We start from the raw sequence: 18851 nt of genomic DNA, 5'->3' as shown, positions 1-18851 counted from the left end.
TGCGCCGGCCTTTATCATGTCTAGTCAGCTTTTACTGAGCTGCTGGTGCAGCAGGCTCGGCTTCAGTCGGAACCACTGGTTCAACGGGGGCCGGAGCTTCAATACCCACGGTTGGCTGCAAAGCCGTACCATCTTCCAGCGTGATGCTTGGAACAGTGGTGTCCTGCAGGCCAAGGCCGTCGAGGAGTGGCTCAGTCGGTGCATCGACAACTTCTGGAACAACCAGAGGCTGGATCGGAGCACCAGTGATTTCGCCGCGTTCTGGCAGCGCGCCGCCCGAACCGAAGTAGCTGAAGAAAGCGCTGTCTGGCGACAGAACCATCGTCGTGCCGGTGTTTGCCAGCGACGTACGATAGGCTTCCATCGAACGGTAGAACTGGAAGAACTCTTCGTTCTGGCCATAAGCCAGTGCAAAGATACGGTTCCGTTCAGCGTCGCCCTGACCGCGGAGGATTTCCGCATCACGGGTTGCAGCCGCGACGATTTCAACCGCCTGACGATCAGCGATAGCGCGCAGGCTCTGAGCCTGTTCCTGACCACGAGCACGAAGCAATGCAGCTTCGGCAAGACGTTCAGCACGCATACGTTCAAAGGTCGTTGCCGAAACTTCAGCATCGAGGTCGGTACGCAGGATACGTACGTCGACAATGTCGAGGCCGAGATTTGCCAGATCCGGACGGATCAGATCACGGGTTTCCTGCATCATCTGCGCGCGCTGATCAGACAGAGCGTCGGAGAATTCACGCAGACCGTAAACCTGACGCAGAGCCGCATCGAGGCTTGCGCCGATACGGGCTTCAGCGACTGCAAGCTGACCGGTCGCACGCTCACGGAACAAACGCGCATCAGCGATGCGGTAGGTCAGGAATGCGTCAACCTGATAGAATGCGTTGCCCGACACCTGAACACGCATGTTCGAGATATCATAGCGCAGCAGACGATCATCGATCATCTGAACGGTATCAACGAAGTCGGTCGGGATCTTGAAGTAGATGCCCGGCTCGGTGCGCACGTCGGTGATCTGACCGAAGCGCATAACAATGGCCTGCTCGCGTTCGTCAACGACGTAAAGCGAGGAGAAGACGACGTAGAGGGCGGCAAGAACCAGACCGCCGAGAACATAAAGACGGTTCATGATCAGTTCCCTTCAGTGGTGTTGCGCTTGCCCAATTCTGGCAGCGGCAAATAGGGAACAACGCCCGAACCATTTGCACCTGGCTCGATCAGCACCTTTTCGGAGCTGCCCAGAACCTGTTCCATGGTTTCGAGGAAGAGACGCTGACGGGTCACTTCTGGCGAATTCACGTATTCAGCATAGATCGAGTTGAAGCGTTCCGCCTCACCGGTTGCTTCCTGAACGACGCGGTTCTTATACGCAGCAGCATCTTCACGAGCCGCTGCGGCTTCACCGCGAGCGTTACCGAGAAGGGTGTTGGCGTAAGAACGGGCTTCTTCCTGAAGACGTGTCTCGTCCTGACGCGCACGCTGCACTTCATTGAAGGCATCGATAACGTCAGCTGGAGGACCAGCATTCTCGATCAGCACCTGGCTGACATTCACGCCGAGGCCGTAGCTTTGCAGCGTCGCCTGAGTGATGCGCAGAACTTCCTGCTGAATGCCGGCACGGTCGTCAGAGTAAATGTCCTGAGCCGGACGACGACCAACCGCTTCACGCATAGCGCTTTCAGACGCGTAGCGCACCAGCGATTCCTGATCGCGAACGTTAAACAGGTAAGAGACCGGATCGTTGATCGCCCAGAACACGGAGAACTGGACATTGACGATGTTCTGGTCGCCCGAAAGCATCAGACCGTCGCCCGCATTGCTGCGCGACGATGCAGTCGCTGCACCGATCTGGGTCTGATTGACGGTCGTGGTTGCACGTTCAACCGATTCAACAGGCCACACCATGAAGTGCAGACCCGGGCCCGAAATCTCTGGCTTCGGCTTACCGAAGCGGAGTTCAACACCCACTTCTTGCGGGTTGATGGTGTAGATAGAGTTGGACACCCAAAACGCTGCTAGCGCGAGGAAGCCGCCGATAAACAGCCACTTCCCACCTGGAACGTTACCTTTAAACTGGTCACGGCCACGATTGAGAATGTCTTCGAGATTGGGGGGATTACCGCCCGGACGACGCGGACCACCGCCGCCGCCACCGCCGCTATTGCCGCCACCACCTGGCGCTTGGCCCCAAGGGCCGCCATTGTTGCGGCCGCCTCCGCCACCATTATTCTCCCAAGGCATCGCAATCCTTTCGGTGTCTAAGAGAAAATCTGTTCGTTCTTATATAGGCATGCGCACCCGCGTATCAATCCGCGAGCGCTTGGCGCTTTTCATAGACCTTAATGGAATATGGCGCGCCGTCTTTTTCCGACGGTTCAACATGTGGTTCGGCCACAACCTGCCAGATTTCGGGGTCGACCTGAGGAAAGACAACATCGCCCGCCGGCTCGAGCTCGACATGGGAGATATAGAGCCGATCCGCCTTGCAGATGGCTTGCGCGTAAATCTCCCCGCCGCCGATGACCATGAGCTCGTCAACACCCAGCGCACCGGCCAAGCTCGCGGCCAATTCTATGGCTGCTTCAAGGCTTGCGCGGACATGGACGCCCTCTGGAACCGCATAGTCTTCTTGCCGCGTCACCACGATATGCGGGCGCCCCGGCAAGGGCTTAGGGAAAGTCTCGAACTGTTTGCGCCCCATGATCATGGGCTTGCCCATAGTGGTTGCCTTGAACCACGCGAAATCGGACGGAATGCGCCACGGAATTGTCTGGTCAGACCCAATGACACTGTTCCGCGCCACCGCGGCAATCAAGGCAAGCAGCATGGGATACGGTCCTCAGTTCATCAGCTGATCGGAATGGCGCAGCAGAAGGATGTCGATCTCTCCTGAGGGCCAGTAATCTGTTTTGACCATTTCAAAGGTCGTTGGCCCGATTTTCTTGACGCCGTCCCCACAAAACGACACCAGATTTTTCGGGTCGCCCTTGTCGACAACGAGACGGAAGTTCTCGATTTGCCCCCCTGCCCAATTATTGCCGGTGGTGACGATGTAGGAAATCCAGTTATCCCAATAAGGGGCGTATTCCTCGCCCTTCGGAATGGATTTCCGCACTGTATTGCGGAAGCCTTCATCGACGCAGTACTTGGTTGCGTATTCGCCCTGCGGGTCCCAGCCGCTTTCCGGATCGCCGGTGAGCAGGACGTTGGTACCAACCGTACCGCCAACGCTTGGGCGGTATTTGTGCTCGACCACAACCTTATCATTGGCTGGGAAGGTCGCCTCCCAAACATAGGAGGCGCGATAGGTCCAGAGCGGATAGGTATCATCCTGCACCTTGCCCTCGCCCAAATCATAAACCTCACGCTGAACAATGCCGAGACGTTGAAGCGCGCTCTTGTCCTCCGCCGACAGACCATTGAGTGCGTCTTGGGTCTCGTCGGCGAAATTGACCAAGGGGATGTCCATGCTGGTCAATAGCGCGCTTCGATCCACCCCGACGGCCATGGCATATTCATAAAGCGTCGCGGGAAGCTCTTCGCCGTCGAAGGTCGTCACAAACTCAAAGAGGTTGTCGAGCGGCCCTGTCGGATAGGACACTGGGCTATGATAGGAAAAATCAATGTCGGGCATCGGGAAGGCAACGAGCTGCTCAATATCTTTGTCGCTATTGTTGCGGAAGACATATTTTACGCGGATCTCGTCGACCGAGATGTAGAGTTCCTCGCTCTCCATCGAGATGTGGTCATTGGTGACGAAGTTGAGCCCGTTGGTCGTCAGTTGAACGGACGTATCATTGGCAAAACTGGGTCCCACCAAAATTCCGGCAGCCACCGTAAGGGCGATGAAACGCATGTGAACTCCCCACTCTGCCCGCTCCTCGTGGGAGCAGGAATCTCGTCAAAATGCCTTGTTCCGGTTTAAGCATGTTCAGCCGCAGCGCAAAACCAGCAAATTCGCTGAATTACAGCCGACGAAAGCTGACAGCAGCCTGAGCCTAGACTAGAGCATTCTTCAGCACAGCATCCGAGCAAGTATTTAGAGCGCGCACATCATGGTTCAGACTTGGCAATTTTGGGCGTTTCTGTCCGCAGTGTTTGCGGCGCTCACCGCCGTTTTCGGCAAAATCGGCGTCCAGAACATCAATTCGGACATGGCGACGCTGATCCGGACAATCATCATTCTGGCCATGACAGCGGCCATTGTTGTGTCTTTTGGCCATTGGCAAAAGCTCGAAACTATTCCCGGCAAAACCTGGGTGTTTCTGCTGCTGTCGGGCCTCGCCACGGGCGCATCTTGGCTGTGCTATTTCCGTGCGCTGCAAATGGGGCCAGCGTCGCAAGTTGCGCCCATCGACAAGCTCAGCGTCGTTATGGTCGCTCTCTTCGCAGCGCTGTTTCTCGGAGAAAAGCTGGCCGTGCACAATTGGCTTGGCGTGGCTCTGATCGGCGTGGGCGCAGTACTCGTCGCGATCCCCTAATCGGGGCGATTGAAATAAGCGAACCACTTGCGGTCGAGCGCGGCATCAAGATCAATGCCGTTGTGGCGCGCATAGAGCAGCATCATTGCGAGAAGGTCAGCAGCCTCATCATCGCGCTTCTGCTTGATCTCGTCTTCGCTCATGCCCTTGAGCCGCCCGCGACCCGATAGGCGAAGATGCTCCGCAGTCAGCTCGCCAAGCTCTTCTTGGAGTTTGAGGATGAACCAATCGTCATTGCGTTCGACATTCATGCGCTCTGCATAAAGGTCGGAAATCTTGGCGACGAGACCGGTCAGCTCTTCGAGAGTGCGGCTCATACGGAAACCGACGCCTTGATATGCGGATGCGGATCATAGCCCTCAAACGCAAAGTCCTCGAACACAAAATCTTCCAGACGCTTGCGTTCTGGGTTCATGATCAGCTTGGGCAGTGGGCGCGGCTCGCGCGTCAGCTGCAAATTCGCCTGCTCAAAGTGGTCATTATAGATGTGCACGTCGCCAAACGTGTGGACGAAGTCGCCCACTTCGAGATCGCACACCTGCGCCATCATATGGGTGAGCAGTGCATAGGAAGCGATGTTGAACGGCACGCCAAGAAAAGTGTCCGCCGAGCGCTGGTACAGCTGGCAAGAGAGCTTGCCGTTGGCGACATAGAATTGGAACAGGCAATGGCATGGCGGCAGCGCCATATTGTCCACTTCCGCCGGGTTCCAGGCCGAAACGATGTGACGGCGGCTGTCAGGCTTGTGCTTGAGGCTTTCAACAAGCGCACCGAGCTGGTCGATGTGACGACCGTTGGGCGCCGGCCAGTTGCGCCACTGCGAACCATAGACAGGACCAAGATCGCCGTTTTCATCGGCCCACTCGTCCCAAATCTTGACGCCCCGCTGTTGCAACCAGCGCACATTGGTCTCACCGCGAATGAACCACAGGAGTTCATAGATGATGGACTTCAAGTGCAGCTTCTTGGTGGTCAGCAGCGGGAACCCCTCTTGGAGGTTGAAGCGCATCTGATAGCCAAACAGCGATCGCGTACCGGTTCCGGTACGGTCCGACTTGTCGGCACCGGTTTCAAGAATATCGGAGAGGAGTTTTAGGTACGGCTGCATGACCCATAACTAGCGCGATTCGCCGCCGAGGTGTTTCTCGATAAGTCGCGTCAAAGTTGCGATCTGCTCCTGCTGACGCAAAATGAGACCGCGGATTTCCTCTTCGCGAAGCCGGTCGAGTTTTTCATGCAGGGCCATGATCTCGATCTCCGATTTCAAATTCACCTCATAATCATGGGAAGAAACCTCCCGATCCTTCGCCGCCTGTCGGTTCTGGCTCATCATAATGACCGGCGCTTGCACGGCCGCCAGCATCGACAGCATCAGATTGAGAAAGATGAAGGGATAGGGATCGAATGCCCGACCGGCCAATAGCAGATTGGTCGTCACCCAAAGCGCCAACACCACGCCAAACCCTGCGATAAAAACCCATGAGCCGCCAAAGGCCGCGACCTTGTCGGCCAACCGCTGTCCAAAGGTCAGACTGTCATTGAATTGCGCCTGCGTATCCCGCGATAGCGGGCGTCGCTCTATCGTTTGCTCAAGGACCTTCCGTTCCTGGTCGGTCAGATTTTCCATATCCTTGCCAAGAAACCTATCGGACGCATGCGCAATACGGGCGGCGGGATCGGAAGACATGGGTTTGTTCCCTTGCTTTATGGATGGAGCAATACTGACACTGCGGTGGCGCAAGCCAGAGCGGCATCCTACTCCCGTATAGAATGCTGTCAGCACCTGTCTCAGACGGTATTGCCTGCTTCAGGCGAGGCGACTGACAAACTCAGTCTCGTCCTTCTCCCAAACATGCGACTTGTCGATATGCGCTAGCGCCCACGCGAACATGGTCTGCATGCCACGCAAGTCTCGCGCCGCGACCGCTTCTTCCAAGATCTCGTTGATCCGCATCTTGGCGGGCAAATGGCCAAGAGGTCCGACACGCTCGAACTCAACACTAATGCCCTCATCAACCCAAGCGCCGACGAGAGCCGCGAACTCTTCGGAAATGAGGAAGGCGGTTAGCTCAAGAACGAGAATTGTGATCGTGTCATTGTCGAAATGCTCTGAGCGGATGACCACGCCGCTCCGCAGAGGATGCCATGCCTCGCTCAACTCAGGCAGGAAGAAGTAGCCGCAGTAAAAGCCGCGGCACACGGTTGGACGCACATCATAGACGGTGCAGCCCTGCCCTTCGGCGCAATGCAGGCACAAAAAATTGGCGGGCTTCTGCAGTTCTTCCGTGCGGATTGGCGCAAAGGAACAGCAGGCGGTGCAGCTTTCGCAGCTACGCCCTTCAATTGGCTGCAATTCCATAGGCCCCTCCAATTCCCCCGGACCTTAGAAAAGCGTGAATTGGGCCAGCTTGTCTAGCACCAGCTTTCGCGTTTGCCGCGCCATGGATGGGCCAGACCTTCTGCGATCATGGTGTCTGCGATGGATCGGCCATTGCGCTCGACGATGCGCAGTTTGCGCCCATATTGGTCTTCGTCACGCTCATAATCGCCCAAGGTGAAAGGCGCCGCATTCAACAGCGAGACAAGGCGCGTTGTTGCGCGCTGGCCCAATGCCGCTTCCTGCGGGCAAGATGGGCTGCTGACTTCGGGCGTATTCAAATCGGCGATGCGATATTTCACACCATCGAGCCAGAATGTGTCGCCATCGACAACGCAGGTGACGCGATTTCTCGAACTGCAGACAGAAAAATGTGCGCTCGTCCTAGCGGGCATCGCCACGCCAGACGGCGCAACACCGGTCGAGGCAACAGCGCTGATCCGTGGCTCGATAAGCCATTGCGCCAACCCGCTGCGGTCGACGCCTACAACAACCAAAGCGCCCAGCATAAACGAGCCTGCAATCGCATAGGCGATGGGGAATTTCACCCACCACGGCATGCGCTGAGATCGGCGCGAGCGGTTAGATCGTACGAGATAAAGGCGGGGCGGCATAGTTACTCCTACACAGAGCAAACTGACCTATCCGATCTTAATCCCGTGTGAATTTTATGCAGAGCGTTTGCATCCTTACGCCCAGTCACCTATATAGAAGGGGCTCGCAAGAGCTATGGCGATAAACTGTCATTGTAATAAACCCATCGGACCCGGGGGCAGTACCCGGCGTCTCCACCATCTCCCCTCTTTATGAGGTGAGCCAATGGGGACGAAACAGGATCGACGAGGGCGTAAAGAGTGTGCTTTCGCTCGGCATGGTACCACCGTTATCGGACTAAAACTTATAGTTGCAAATGACAACAATAAGGCTCCAGTAGCTCTCGCAGCGTAAGCTGCGCGACATCTGGGAAATAAGTCCTCCGCCCCTAGCCGGGCGATAGGCGGGGTTCGCAGGCACCTGGCAACAGAAGCCTGCACTCAATCTCCAATCCGATCGCAAAAATCCGTCTTTGTTCTTGAATTATCAGGGAACGTAGGGCTGATATGAGCCGTTCGGATTCGACACTACTCTCGGGAGAAGCCCCAATGGCCGAAGACCACATGCGTTACGATATCCTCACGCAAGAAGCGATGCGGGGCGTCGTGCGTAAGGTATTGGCGGAGGTGTCGCGCACCGGCCTTCCGGGTGATCACCACTTCTACATTTCCTTTGCGACCCGCGCTCCTGGCGTGCGCATCTCGGAAGAGCTGATCAAGCAGTATGATTCCGAAATGACCATCGTGCTGCAGAACCAATACTGGGATCTCAAGGTCAACGAAGCCAGCTTTGAAGTAGGCCTGAGCTTTAACGGCAATCCCGAAATGCTGCTCATTCCCTACACCGCGATCAAGGGCTTCTTTGACCCGTCCGTGCAGTTTGGCTTGCAGTTTGATCCGAGCAACGTTGCCGATGATCAGCGCGACGATACCGGCTCTTCCTCCCCTTCTGCTGCGTCGGACGAAAATTCTGCCGAACCGGTTGAAGCGAGCGGCGAAAAAGTCGTTTCGCTCGACGCTTTCCGCAAGAAGCCATAAGTCGTTTCGGAGATGGACAAACGCTCCTTCTCCATTGTCGGCCACCGCACATCGATTGCGTTAGAACCCGCGTTTTGGGCTGGGCTTGAAGCCATGGCACAACAGCGCGGGTTAAGCTTGGCTGGCCTCGTCAGACATATCGACGAAACCCGCGACACGCAGAACTTATCCTCTGCCGTGCGCCTGGCCGTATTGGCCTATTATCGTGATGGCGAAGCCTTGGCTCGCCCCACAGACCCTAAGGCAAAGGCCGAATAGTCGGCGCGAAAAGCGTCGGACTTTGCGAGGCATCGGGCGCGCTCTGAATGAGCATTTCAATCGTCTGCTGATCAAAATTTGGCAAGATCGGCTCCGGCGCGACGAGCGGCTGGGAGAATGGCGGCACTGGCTCTGCCGCACGCGCCGCTTCCTCCCCGGCGGCAAGACGCGCGGCTTCTTCCTCAGCAGCTATGCGTGCGGCCTCTTCCGCAGCTAGTCGGCGCTGCTCTTCAATACGCCGGTTCCGATCTTCTGCCGCTGCCCTCTGGCGAGCCTCGTCTTCAAGACGGAGCGCATCGAGGCGATCCAGCTCAATCTCATTGGCGCGCACCTGCACGGCAGCGGAAATTTCCGAGAGATCAAGAGTGGCTTCGGGGGCAGAGACAGTCCCGCCAAGCCTGGTCAGAATGCGCGCATTGTCGAGCTCAACCAAGCCGCGTGGATCTTCAAACGCTTTTGGCATCATAACGAAAGAGCCGCTGACGCCCATATCGTTGAGCGCCAATTGGAGCGAGCCCGAAAGGGTGGCTGCCTCACCGTCAATAAACATGTTGCCCACGCGCACTGTGCCGCCCGCAATAGTGAATGCGCCCGGCGCCACCGGCGCGCCAAATTTGCCTTCCTCCAGCGCGGCACGCATGACGGTTTCCAAAACTTCTGGCGGAGTGTTGAGAACATCGTCAACGTTCACGAGTGCTGGATAGACGGCGGTAGAATGCCCGGCGACGCCGAATTCCTGAATGGCAAAATTGCCTTCCCCCGAGAGGCTGCGCACGACCTCGGCCAAGCTTTGCCCTGCCCCTTCGAACTGCCCGCTGCCATCGAGAATGCCGGAAAGACCCAGCTCTGGCGCCACGGCAGCAATAGTGACGCCCGTCATGGTCCCGCGCCCCGAAATGGTCCGTTCGCTCAGAGCGCCAGCGCAACAATTGACGAGGTTCAACGAGAGCTTGCCGCCGCCCAATGCGGTTTCAAAGCGCCCCAGCGTGGCCGATTGCTGGTCCCAGAGGAACATAAAACTGGTATCGCCGCCGATCGTCCGCCCATCAAGGCTCAGCTCGCGGGCGATGACTTCAACATTGCCACGCGTTTGGCGGGGAGCGTGCGCGGTGGCGAGCGGGCCTTCTGGCCAGACGCCCTCTGCCGCACCGATGAGCGCTTCGCCACCAAAGAGGAACGCTGCCAGTGCTGTCGTGTCCACGCGATCGGTGGTGATTGTGCCGCCAAAGCCCGGCAATTGTCCGATCATCTGCATGCTGACGTCGCCACTAAAGCGGGTGTCGCCAGACGCTCCGGTAATTTCAGACAGTGCGAGGCTGCGACCAGCGACAAATTCCATGCTGGCGCTCGCTTCTACCGGCGGCAGCTGTGCGCCGGACACGCCAACCCATGCCGCCAGCCCACTGCCATCGCGCAAGATCACGTCGGCCGTGCCCGTGCCGGACAGAACAGCGCCATCGTCAAAATCGAAATCGCCATAAAAGGCGACGACTTGCCCATCTTGCCCCAGAGAGAGACGGCCAGTGAAGCCATCGGCGAGCGTTCCGTCAACAAAGGCGCTGCCGACCATGGCCTCGTCGCCGGTAAACAAAGAAGGGCCGGTCCAACCGAATTGCTCAAGCAGCGCGAGGCTATCCTGCGCCTCAATCGAAGCGACCACAGAAAGTTGGCCCTCGCCCATGTGCGAGATGGGTCGCTCACTCTCGACGCGGACGTCCAGCGCCGCCTCGGCAATTGAGCCATTGGCGGTAATGGTCTGGCCACTGCCCTGTTCTGCATCGGCCAGCACAATCTGCAAATCGGCTGGCATGGCCAAATCAATGGCTTGTTGCCAATCGAACGGCACATTGGCCATTTCATAAAGCGCGGTGAGCCCGGGCGCGCCGGCCTCTTTGAGATTTAGGCCACCCGAAAGCGTGACATTGGGATCGAGCAGCGAACCGCTTAGACGCACAGTGCCGTTAAAGCCAACCCCGCCCCAATCATCAACCGATAGGCGCGAGAAGCGGATGGCGTCCCGCGACCATTGCGCTTCGCCGACGAGGTTTTGCGCGGGCACACCGAGCACATCGAGCGCCTGCGCCTGTACTGAGAAACTGCCATCGGGGAAGCTAATAAGGAAATTGCTGTCGAGCGACGCATTGGGCGCGAGGGCAAAGAGCGCCTCGCTCAGCGGCGCATCGAGGTCTCCCAAGCGCAGCACAGTGTCCAGTCTCGGCTCTGCGCCAAACCCAATACGCAGGTCCAGCCCATGATCCTGCCCACCCAAGGCGATCCAAGCATTACTGAGGCCAAAAGCGTCGGAGCCCAAACGCACGCGACCGTGCAATTCCCCCGGAACGCCGAACAGCGGGTTGTCGTCGCTCGGCTTGCGCCAAAGCGCTGCCAGTGCGTCGAGACGCTGCGCCCGCATGACAATGTCGCCCATGACGCCCAAGCTTCCGCCGGCATTGGTCACCTTGCCAGAAAATCGGGTTTCGGTCTGGCCGGGCAAAAGCCCGATGGCTTGCGCAATGGTCCAGCTATCGCCGTCCGTCGTTGCTTCAACGCGCAAATTGCGCAACGAGAAGCCACGCATCCCAACCTCAGCAAGGTCAATCTCAAGCTTGCCTGCCATCTTGGGAATTGGCGGAGCCGGAATTTCGCCCAAGAGACGAACGAACTCATAGGCCTGTTCGGCTGCAACTTCGCTTGCATCACGCGGCGGGAGCGAGAACACGCCCCCTGAAACCATAATGTCGAAGAAGCGCGTTTCCCCCAGCTGCACATTGGCCGTGCCGGTGAGCCGCATGCCCGAGCGGTTCTGATCTGGGCTCAACGTAAACCCGGTCAGCGACACCCGATCGGTGGACGCGGTAATCTTGGTTTCGAGCACCAGATCGCCCGTAATGTCCTTAGCTGCCGTGGCGAGTTGTGGTGGCTGACGATAGGTCAGCGTGCCATCAAACTTAGGGGCGAGCCCACTTTCAAAAGAGCCATCGGCATTAAAAACCGTATTGGTCACAAGATCGCGCACGAAGGCCGACACGCGCGCTGCGCCCTGCGCATCGCTGGCCCCAGAATTGAGCCGCAGCTCATAGCGCCCATCGGCATAGTCGGCATTACCCTGAAACTGGAATGGCCCACCTAAACTAGACAGCCGCAGATCGCCTGACAGATTGGAAACAGTGAAGGTTTCGTGGCTCCGCACATCATTGAGCCGCACACTGCCATCGGTGATGCTGGCGTGGCCCAGAGCGACACCGGTTCCGGCGTTCGACATATCAACGCCACTGGCCAAAAGCCCGTTCTCGTCGATGGTGAAATCAACAACGGGACCAATCAGCGAAACCGAGGTGGCGTTATAAATATCGCGCAAAAAGTCCATCAGCGCGAACTCAGCTTCAACGCGCCGAACCGTTGCCGCCGGATCGGTGGCCGGGCCCACCACCACATCGTCAAACTCAAGACGCGGGGTCGGCAACAGTGAAAACGCAATATCGCCGCGAATGGACACATCTGTGCCAAGCACTTGGCTAGCCAGCACTTCCATGCGGTCGCGATAATCCGCCCAGTGGATGAACCGGGGCAGAATGAAAGCTGAGCCGAGCACCACGATAGCGAAGATGCCGACCACGATATAAATGCGATTAAGCAATGTTGTGCCTGCCCCGGACAATTTGGAGCGAAGTGTAGGCGCTTGCGGCCCCCGCGCAAGCCATAGCCGCAATTTGCGCAATGAAAACGGGAGAAATTTCGAGCTCCGCCGCTGACGGATCGGTGAAAACACCCGCTTCTATACAGGGGGCGGCGCACTCCCTATATTGCAATGAGAACAAAATGAGATTCGACGAGGCTTGGCGACGTGGCAGCGATGCTGTGAGCGCCTTGGAAACTTTCGCTAATGGTCGACCACGCGCCCCTGCCCCGCCCCAAAGCTGGCCCCATCACAAGCCAACTGAACCGTCAGCCGCCGGTTGATCGGAATATTCCCGATTACTTGCACGGTCTGAACCCCGAACAGCGCGACGCCGTGCTGACTACAGAAGGGCCGGTTCTGGTTCTGGCGGGCGCGGGCACAGGCAAAACGCGCGTTCTCACCACCCGTATTGCGCATATATTGAATACCCGCATGGCCTGGGGCTCGGAAATTCTCGCTGTGACCTTTACCAATAAGGCCGCAGCGGAAATGAAAAAGCGCATCCATGATCTGGTGCCCCAACTCGATGGCCTGCCATGGATGGGCACATTCCACTCCATCGGCGTCAAAATCCTGCGCCGCCATGCCGAACTGGTTGATCTCAAACCGCAGTTCACGATTTTGGACACGGACGATCAGCTGCGCCTGATCAAGCAATTGCTTGAAGCTGAGCAGATCGACGAAAAACGTTGGCCCGCTAAGCAGTTCGCCGGCATGCTCGACGCCTGGAAAAACCGCGGCTGGACGCCCAAGGATGTTCCCGCCTCGGAGGGCAGTCACTACGCCAATGGCAAGGGCCTAAAGCTCTATTACGACTATCAGGCGCGGCTAAAGTCGCTGAACGCCGCCGACTTTGGCGACCTTTTGCTCGAATGCATTCGCTTGTTCCGCGAAAACAAGGACGTGCTGGCCGAATACCATCGGCGCTTCAAATTCATCCTTGTCGACGAATATCAGGACAGCAACACCGCCCAATACTTGTGGCTGCGCTTGCTCGCCATGGGCAAGCCCGCACCTGAAGCCAATATCTGCGTGGTGGGTGACGACGACCAATCCATCTACGGTTGGCGCGGCGCTGAAGTGGACAATATCCTGCGCTTTGAGCAGGATTTTCCCGGCGCAAAGGTCGTAAAACTCGAGCGCAATTACCGCTCTACGGCCAATATCCTCAAGGCCGCATCCACGGTCATCGCCTATAACGAAGGCCGCTTGGGCAAAACGCTTTTCACCGACATTGCCGAAGACGGCGAAAAGCTGCTGCTCACGTCCGTTTGGGACAGTGAGGAAGAAGCCCGGCAGGTCGGCGAAGAAATCGAACAGCTGCAGCGTGACGGCGAGCAGCTCAACGACATCGCCATTCTGGTACGCGCCTCGTTCCAGATGCGTGAGTTCGAAGAACGCTTCATTACGCTGGGTCTCAACTATCGCGTTATCGGCGGCCCGCGCTTTTATGAGCGGAAGGAAATTCGCGACGCGCTGGCCTATTTGCGTCTTGTCAGCCAGCCCGCCGACGATCTTGCCTTTGAGCGCATCATCAACGTGCCCAAGCGCGGCATCGGCGACACCACGGTGAAGACGCTGATGGAAACCGCGCGGCTGATGAACATGCCGTTGCTCGAAGCCACCCGTCAGCTGGTTGAGACCGAAGAACTCAAGCCCAAGCAACGCTCGACACTGAGCGCGCTGGTGCAGCAATTCGACCACTGGGCCGAGAGAATGGCATCCATTCCGCACCACGAGCTGGCCGAGCAAATTCTCGACGAAAGTGGCTACACCGGCATGTGGCAGGCGGATAAATCGCCCGACAGCCCCGGGCGCTTGGAAAACTTGAAAGAACTCGTCCGCTCAATGGAAGGGTTCGAAAACCTGGGCGGTTTCCTCGAACACATCTCTCTGGTCATGGACCGTGACGCAGGCGACGCCAGCGATGCTGTGTCGATCATGACCCTGCACTCGGCCAAGGGATTGGAATTCAACACAGTCTTCTTGCCCGGCTGGGAGGAAGGCCTCTTCCCGCATCAGCGCTCGCTCGACGAAAGCGGCAAGGCTGGGCTCGAAGAAGAACGGCGCCTTGCCTATGTGGCCATCACCCGTGGCCGCAAACGCGTGCGCTTGTCTGTGGCGCAAAACCGCCGCATCCATGGCCTCTGGCAATCCGCCATTCCAAGCCGCTTCCTCGATGAACTTCCCCCCGACGTGGTGGAAGTGAAAGACACCGGCTCGTCCTATGGCGGCTATGGTTATGGTGGTGGCGGCGGCGCATCGAGCCGCTTTAATAAGATCGACCCGTTCGAGAGCGTATATGAAACGCCCGGCTGGAAGCGTGCTCGCGAAAACCAGTCGAGCCGCAAGGGCGGTGGCCCCATGACGATTGAGGGCAATCTCGTTGCCCGCTCTGTCAACACCGGCAGCCAATCGAGCAGCTATTCGCTCAACGACCGCGTCTTCCACCTCAAGTTTGGCTATGGCACGGTCACCAATATCGAAGGCAATAAGCTGACGATTGATTTTGAGAAGGCCGGAACCAAGAAGGTTTTGGAGAGCTTTGTGAAGCCGGGCTAAGAGCCCGGTTTTTCTTCACGCTGCCCTATCCATTCGTGAACTCTGCTCCCATTTAAGCGTTGTGCCTGCACACACTTATGGGAAGCAAACATGATCCTCTCCACCACACCCACTCTCGAAGGCCGCCCCGTCTCGCAATATCTTGGCATTGTTACGGGTGAAGTGATCGTCGGCGCTAATATCTTCAAAGACCTGTTTGCCGGTATTCGCGACATCGTCGGTGGCCGCGCGGGCGCTTATGAAAGCACACTGCGCGATGCACGCCGTGAAGCGGATCGCGAGCTGGAAGAAGAAGCCCGCCGCCTCGGCGCCGACGCTGTTGTGGGCATCGATCTCGACTATGAAGTGGTCGGTCAGGGCGGCTCCATGCTGATGGTTTCCGTCTCCGGCACAGCCGTAAAACTCTAATTCCGCGCGGGCAGGACACACTGCGCCATTGACTTGGACGCCTCTCCTGCCCCAATGGCACCGAACTCTAATAAAGGTCGCCCATGTCCGTCGAACAAGTCTCCGTCGCTCTCACCAAAGAACAGGCCTATGCGCTGGTCGACGCCGTCTCTGAACGCGACGATCTGGCCTCGACCGTGTCGTGCCACGAGAACGAAGAAACCGGCGAGTGGATCTTTGAGGCAGGCTGCGAAGACACGCCAAACCTTGAAGCGTTTAACGAAATCGCTCAGCAGGTTCTCGGCGGCGCGGTGACCTTTACTGTCGAAGAAATCGACCCGAGCATCAACTGGGTGGCCAAGTCTCTCGAAGGCCTGGCTCCGGTGATCGCGGGCGGCTTTTACGTCTATGGCTCGCACTCGACCGACCCGGTACCCGAAGGCCTGATCGCCATGCAGATCGACGCTGCGCAGGCGTTTGGCACGGGTCACCACGAAACCACCACCGGCTGCCTTGAAGCCATCGACATGATCCTGGGCGCTAAAAACCCGCAGAACATGATCGACGTCGGCACCGGCACCGGCGTTCTCGCCATTGCGCTGGCCAAGAAACTCAACCGCAAGGTGTTCTCGACCGATATCGACCCGATCGCTGTCACCACGACGCTCGAAAACGCTGCCCTCAATGATTGCGCTGAACTGATCGAATGCATCGAAGCCACCGGCCTCGACCATGAAGAGATCACCTCGCGCGCGCCATATGATCTGGTCGTCGCCAATATTCTGGCGGGCCCGCTCACCGAACTGGCTCCGGGCGTTGGCGCTGTGACGCAAGAAGGCGGCAATGCCATCTTGTCGGGCATTCTCAACACTCAGGCGCAGGGCGTTATCGACGCTTACCTCGCAGCCGACTTCAAGCTGGTCGAGCATCTCAAGCGCAAGGATTGGACCACGCTTATTCTCGAAAAGAACTAAGCAACTGCGCCTCAAAAAGAGAAAAGCCTCCCTTCGGGGAGGCTTTTTTGTTGGCCCGTGGAACACGCAATGCGGTGCGAGCCCCTGGTGCACAGGCCCAAAAACAAAAAATCCCCGAAGGTGGCTCCGGGGATCGTCTGGTCTAGATTGTCAGCGTAATGCTTGCAGCCGCCTTATGGGCGCTTAGTAACCGCGCCAATCAGCTGGTGCTGCATGCGGTAGCTGACCTGGCGGGTAGCTTCGCGACCACGGCAGTCAATCAGACCACCCAGTGTGCTGCGGAAGCTATTCTTGCTCTCGGTCATTCTCTACTCCATGCGACGGCGGCAATCCGTTGCGCCGTCTGTGTGTTTCTCTATTCCATCCGCGCCATTCCAGTTAGTGGGGCGCGAACAGATCAGCTATGCCTTTTATGCAAGGCGACCGATTAGATGTCGGTATTGTGCTTCTGAGCAGCCTTGGTCTTGGCATCGAACTGAGCAACATAGCGTTCAGCCTGCTGTGTGCGAGCATCAACGATGGCATTCAGGGCGCGGCGGAAGAAATTCTCTTGCTTCGTCATTTTTCTCTCCTAGTGTTCGACACTAAGATAGGCATTCTTCGGGCGACAACCAGTCCGATAAAGACAAGCCAGCTATGCCCAGAGCGCAGCACGGCGCAGGATTTGTAAGCATGACAGACCGTTCTTTCCCGCCCACGCAGTTTCAGAGCTTCGAGGTCAAGAGTGACCCAAGCCAGGTCGCGCCCCGAGTCGCTCAGTTGCGCGCGGCGATGAAAGCTGCGGGCGTGGATGCCTTCCTCATTCCACGCGCTGATGCGCACCGCGGGGAAAGCGTGCCGGAAAGCGATGCGCGCTTGGCATACCTCACCGGCTTTACCGGCTCGGCGGGTCATGCCCTGGTCACAGCGGATAAGGCCGCGCTTTTTGTCGACAGCCGCTACACCTTGCAGGCACCCGCGCAGACCGACACAGACGTTTTTAAAATCGAGGAACTGGCAGTTGGCTCGGCCAGCCCGGTACTGCGCGATTACATCGCCGAGGGCGCGACCCTTGCTTATGATCCGTGGCTACACACCCCGGGCGAAATCCGCACTTTTGTTGATGCGCTCAAGGGCTATGCCAAGGTCGTTCCGCACACCAATCTCGTCGATACCATCTGGCACGACCGCCCTGCAGCGCCCATTAGCCCGATCGAATTTCTGGGCCACAACCGCGCTGGCAAGACCGCGCAGGACAAGCTCACTGATCTGCGTAAAACGCTAAGTGACGAAAACGCCGCTGCTGTGGTGCTCACCCTGCCCGAAAGCATCTGCTGGCTCTTCAATATGCGCGGGCGCGACGTGCCCAACACGCCCTTCGTTCTTGGCTTTTCCATCGTGCCACAATCCGGCACACCGAAGCTGTTCCTCGATGAGGGGAAGATCACGCCCGAGATTAAACAGGCACTTTCGGGCATAGCTGAGATCGAACCAGTAACCGGATTCTCTGCCGCTCTTGCGGCTTTTGGCGCAGATGCGAATAGCGTTTTAATCGACCCACAATCTGCCCCCGCTGCCGTTGCCGAAACGCTGACCAACGCCGGCGTCAAGCTCATCGAAAAGCGCGATCCTATCCTCGGACCCAAATCGCGCAAGAACGAGGTCGAACTCTCCGGCATGCGCGAAGCGCATAAGCTCGACGGTGTTGCTCTCGCCAAGTTCCTGCATTGGTTCGATACCGAAGCCCCCAAGGGCAATCTCACCGAGATCGGCATCGTGACCGCGCTGGAAGCCTTCCGCCGCGAGGAAGAAACCTGCGTCGACGCCAGCTTTGATACCATTTCCGGCTCCGGTCCAAACGGCGCCATCGTCCACTATCGTGTCACGGAAAAGACCGACCGTCGCCTCAACCCCGGCGAGCTGATGCTCGTCGATTCAGGCGCGCAATATCTCTCCGGCACCACCGACATCACCCGCACGCTGTATACCGGCGATGCCAGCGCCGAAGAAAAAGACCGCTACACGCGCGTCCTCAAAGGCATGATCGCTATTTCCATGGCGCGCTTCCCCGTCGGCACCAGCGGCGCAGTCATTGATGTGCTGGCGCGCCAATTCCTCTGGCAGGATGGCATCACCTACACCCACGGCACCGGCCACGGTGTGGGCCATTTCCTCGGCGTCCACGAAGGGCCGATTGGCATTTCCAGCCGCTACACGGCGCCCCTAGAAATCGGCAATGTGCTCTCCAACGAGCCGGGCTACTACAAGGCCGGAGCCTATGGCATCCGCATCGAAAACCTGATCGTGGTCGAGGAAGCCAAATCCTTCCCTGGCTATCTGGAGTTCGACACCATCACCCTCGCGCCCATCGAAACGCGCCTCATCGACCAAAGCCTGCTCACCACGCCGGAGCGCGATTGGCTCAACGCCTTCCACGCCAAGGTGTGGGACGAAATCAGCCCGCGCCTTACGGGCGATGTGAAAGAGTGGCTTCGCCGCGCCACCACAGCGATCTAA

The 18851-nt window shown here is 58.0% G+C and carries 19 protein-coding genes and 1 other RNA gene; 8 read left to right on the top strand and 12 right to left on the bottom strand.

The annotated features are described in order from the left end of the window. Nucleotides 1–31: 31 nt before the first annotated feature. The 4 genes from HKD40_RS07800 to HKD40_RS07785 form a co-directional block, all read right to left on the bottom strand. Nucleotides 32–1135, bottom strand: coding sequence for a protease modulator HflC (locus HKD40_RS07800; protein ID WP_169195174.1), 1104 nt, complete (start codon nt 1133–1135; stop codon nt 32–34). A 2-nt stretch (nt 1136–1137) separates the two neighbouring features. After that, a complete protein-coding gene (hflK, locus tag HKD40_RS07795) occupies nt 1138–2247 on the bottom strand; it encodes an FtsH protease activity modulator HflK (RefSeq protein WP_169195173.1) in 1110 nt (369 codons plus the stop codon). 64 nt (nt 2248–2311) lie between these two features. Next, entirely contained in the window at nt 2312–2833 is a 522-nt protein-coding gene (locus tag HKD40_RS07790) for a dihydrofolate reductase (protein WP_169195172.1), read from the bottom strand. A 12-nt stretch (nt 2834–2845) separates the two neighbouring features. Beyond that, nucleotides 2846–3862, bottom strand: coding sequence for a DUF4424 domain-containing protein (locus tag HKD40_RS07785; protein WP_169195171.1), 1017 nt, complete (start codon nt 3860–3862; stop codon nt 2846–2848). A gap of 199 nt (nt 3863–4061) precedes the next feature. Here HKD40_RS07785 and HKD40_RS07780 point away from each other — a divergent pair, with 199 nt between their 5' ends. Further along, nucleotides 4062–4487, top strand: coding sequence for an EamA family transporter (locus HKD40_RS07780; protein ID WP_169195170.1), 426 nt, complete (start codon nt 4062–4064; stop codon nt 4485–4487). Here HKD40_RS07780 and HKD40_RS07775 read toward each other — a convergent pair. The 5 genes from HKD40_RS07775 to HKD40_RS17840 all read right to left on the bottom strand — a co-directional run bounded on the left by HKD40_RS07775 (nt 4484) and on the right by HKD40_RS17840 (nt 7478). After that, nucleotides 4484–4804 (bottom strand): phosphoribosyl-ATP pyrophosphohydrolase, encoded by a 321-nt coding sequence (locus tag HKD40_RS07775; protein WP_169195169.1) that lies wholly within the window; start codon nt 4802–4804, stop codon nt 4484–4486. The genes HKD40_RS07780 and HKD40_RS07775 overlap by 4 nt on opposite strands. Then, entirely contained in the window at nt 4801–5595 is a 795-nt protein-coding gene (locus HKD40_RS07770) for a thymidylate synthase (protein ID WP_169195168.1), read from the bottom strand. Before HKD40_RS07770 ends, HKD40_RS07775 begins: the two co-directional genes overlap by 4 nt. A gap of 9 nt (nt 5596–5604) precedes the next feature. After that, nucleotides 5605–6174: a DUF1003 domain-containing protein gene (locus tag HKD40_RS07765; protein WP_169195268.1), complete on the bottom strand. Its 570-nt coding sequence runs from the start codon at nt 6172–6174 to the stop codon at nt 5605–5607. A gap of 120 nt (nt 6175–6294) precedes the next feature. Next, entirely contained in the window at nt 6295–6846 is a 552-nt protein-coding gene (locus HKD40_RS07760; protein ID WP_169195167.1) for a hypothetical protein, read from the bottom strand. Nucleotides 6847–6899: 53 nt separating this feature from the next. After that, the gene (locus HKD40_RS17840; protein WP_248305964.1) at nt 6900–7478 is read right to left on the bottom strand and encodes a thermonuclease family protein; all 579 of its coding nucleotides are present in this window, start codon (nt 7476–7478) and stop codon (nt 6900–6902) included. Nucleotides 7479–7541: 63 nt separating this feature from the next. Between HKD40_RS17840 and ssrA the strand changes: the two genes are divergently transcribed. The 3 genes from ssrA to HKD40_RS07740 all read left to right on the top strand — a co-directional run bounded on the left by ssrA (nt 7542) and on the right by HKD40_RS07740 (nt 8753). Beyond that, nucleotides 7542–7899: a transfer-messenger RNA gene (gene ssrA / locus HKD40_RS07750) on the top strand. A 107-nt stretch (nt 7900–8006) separates the two neighbouring features. Then, the gene (locus HKD40_RS07745; protein ID WP_169195166.1) at nt 8007–8495 is read left to right on the top strand and encodes a ClpXP protease specificity-enhancing factor SspB; all 489 of its coding nucleotides are present in this window, start codon (nt 8007–8009) and stop codon (nt 8493–8495) included. A gap of 12 nt (nt 8496–8507) precedes the next feature. Beyond that, the gene (locus tag HKD40_RS07740; RefSeq protein ID WP_169195165.1) at nt 8508–8753 is read left to right on the top strand and encodes a ribbon-helix-helix domain-containing protein; all 246 of its coding nucleotides are present in this window, start codon (nt 8508–8510) and stop codon (nt 8751–8753) included. Here HKD40_RS07740 and HKD40_RS07735 read toward each other — a convergent pair. Then, nucleotides 8734–12390, bottom strand: a complete 3657-nt coding sequence (locus tag HKD40_RS07735; protein WP_169195164.1) for an AsmA family protein — start codon at nt 12388–12390, stop codon at nt 8734–8736. The two genes, HKD40_RS07740 and HKD40_RS07735, sit on opposite strands and share 20 nt — an antisense overlap. 246 nt (nt 12391–12636) lie before the next feature. Here HKD40_RS07735 and HKD40_RS07730 point away from each other — a divergent pair, with 246 nt between their 5' ends. From HKD40_RS07730 to HKD40_RS07720, 3 genes are all read left to right on the top strand, one after another. Then, a complete protein-coding gene (locus HKD40_RS07730) occupies nt 12637–14994 on the top strand; it encodes a UvrD-helicase domain-containing protein (protein WP_169195163.1) in 2358 nt (785 codons plus the stop codon). Between the two features lie 90 nt (nt 14995–15084). Further along, nucleotides 15085–15402, top strand: a complete 318-nt coding sequence (locus HKD40_RS07725) for a heavy metal-binding domain-containing protein (protein ID WP_169195162.1) — start codon at nt 15085–15087, stop codon at nt 15400–15402. A gap of 83 nt (nt 15403–15485) precedes the next feature. Further along, complete coding sequence (locus tag HKD40_RS07720) at nt 15486–16355, top strand: 50S ribosomal protein L11 methyltransferase (RefSeq protein ID WP_169195161.1); 870 nt, start codon at nt 15486–15488, stop codon at nt 16353–16355. Between the two features lie 173 nt (nt 16356–16528). Here HKD40_RS07720 and HKD40_RS18045 read toward each other — a convergent pair whose 3' ends face one another. Both HKD40_RS18045 and HKD40_RS18040 read right to left on the bottom strand, forming a co-directional pair. Further along, entirely contained in the window at nt 16529–16660 is a 132-nt protein-coding gene (locus tag HKD40_RS18045) for a hypothetical protein (protein ID WP_282567598.1), read from the bottom strand. A 122-nt stretch (nt 16661–16782) separates the two neighbouring features. Further along, complete coding sequence (locus tag HKD40_RS18040; protein WP_282567599.1) at nt 16783–16917, bottom strand: hypothetical protein; 135 nt, start codon at nt 16915–16917, stop codon at nt 16783–16785. A gap of 110 nt (nt 16918–17027) precedes the next feature. Between HKD40_RS18040 and HKD40_RS07715 the strand changes: the two genes are divergently transcribed. After that, nucleotides 17028–18851 carry an aminopeptidase P family protein gene (locus HKD40_RS07715; protein WP_169195160.1) on the top strand — a complete coding sequence of 608 codons (1824 nt, stop codon included), beginning with the start codon at nt 17028–17030 and terminating at the stop codon, nt 18849–18851.

This window comes from Devosia sp. MC1541 (assembly GCF_012847305.1).
GTDB lineage: Bacteria > Pseudomonadota > Alphaproteobacteria > Rhizobiales > Devosiaceae > Devosia.
This window is presented reverse-complemented; position numbering and strand designations above follow the sequence as displayed.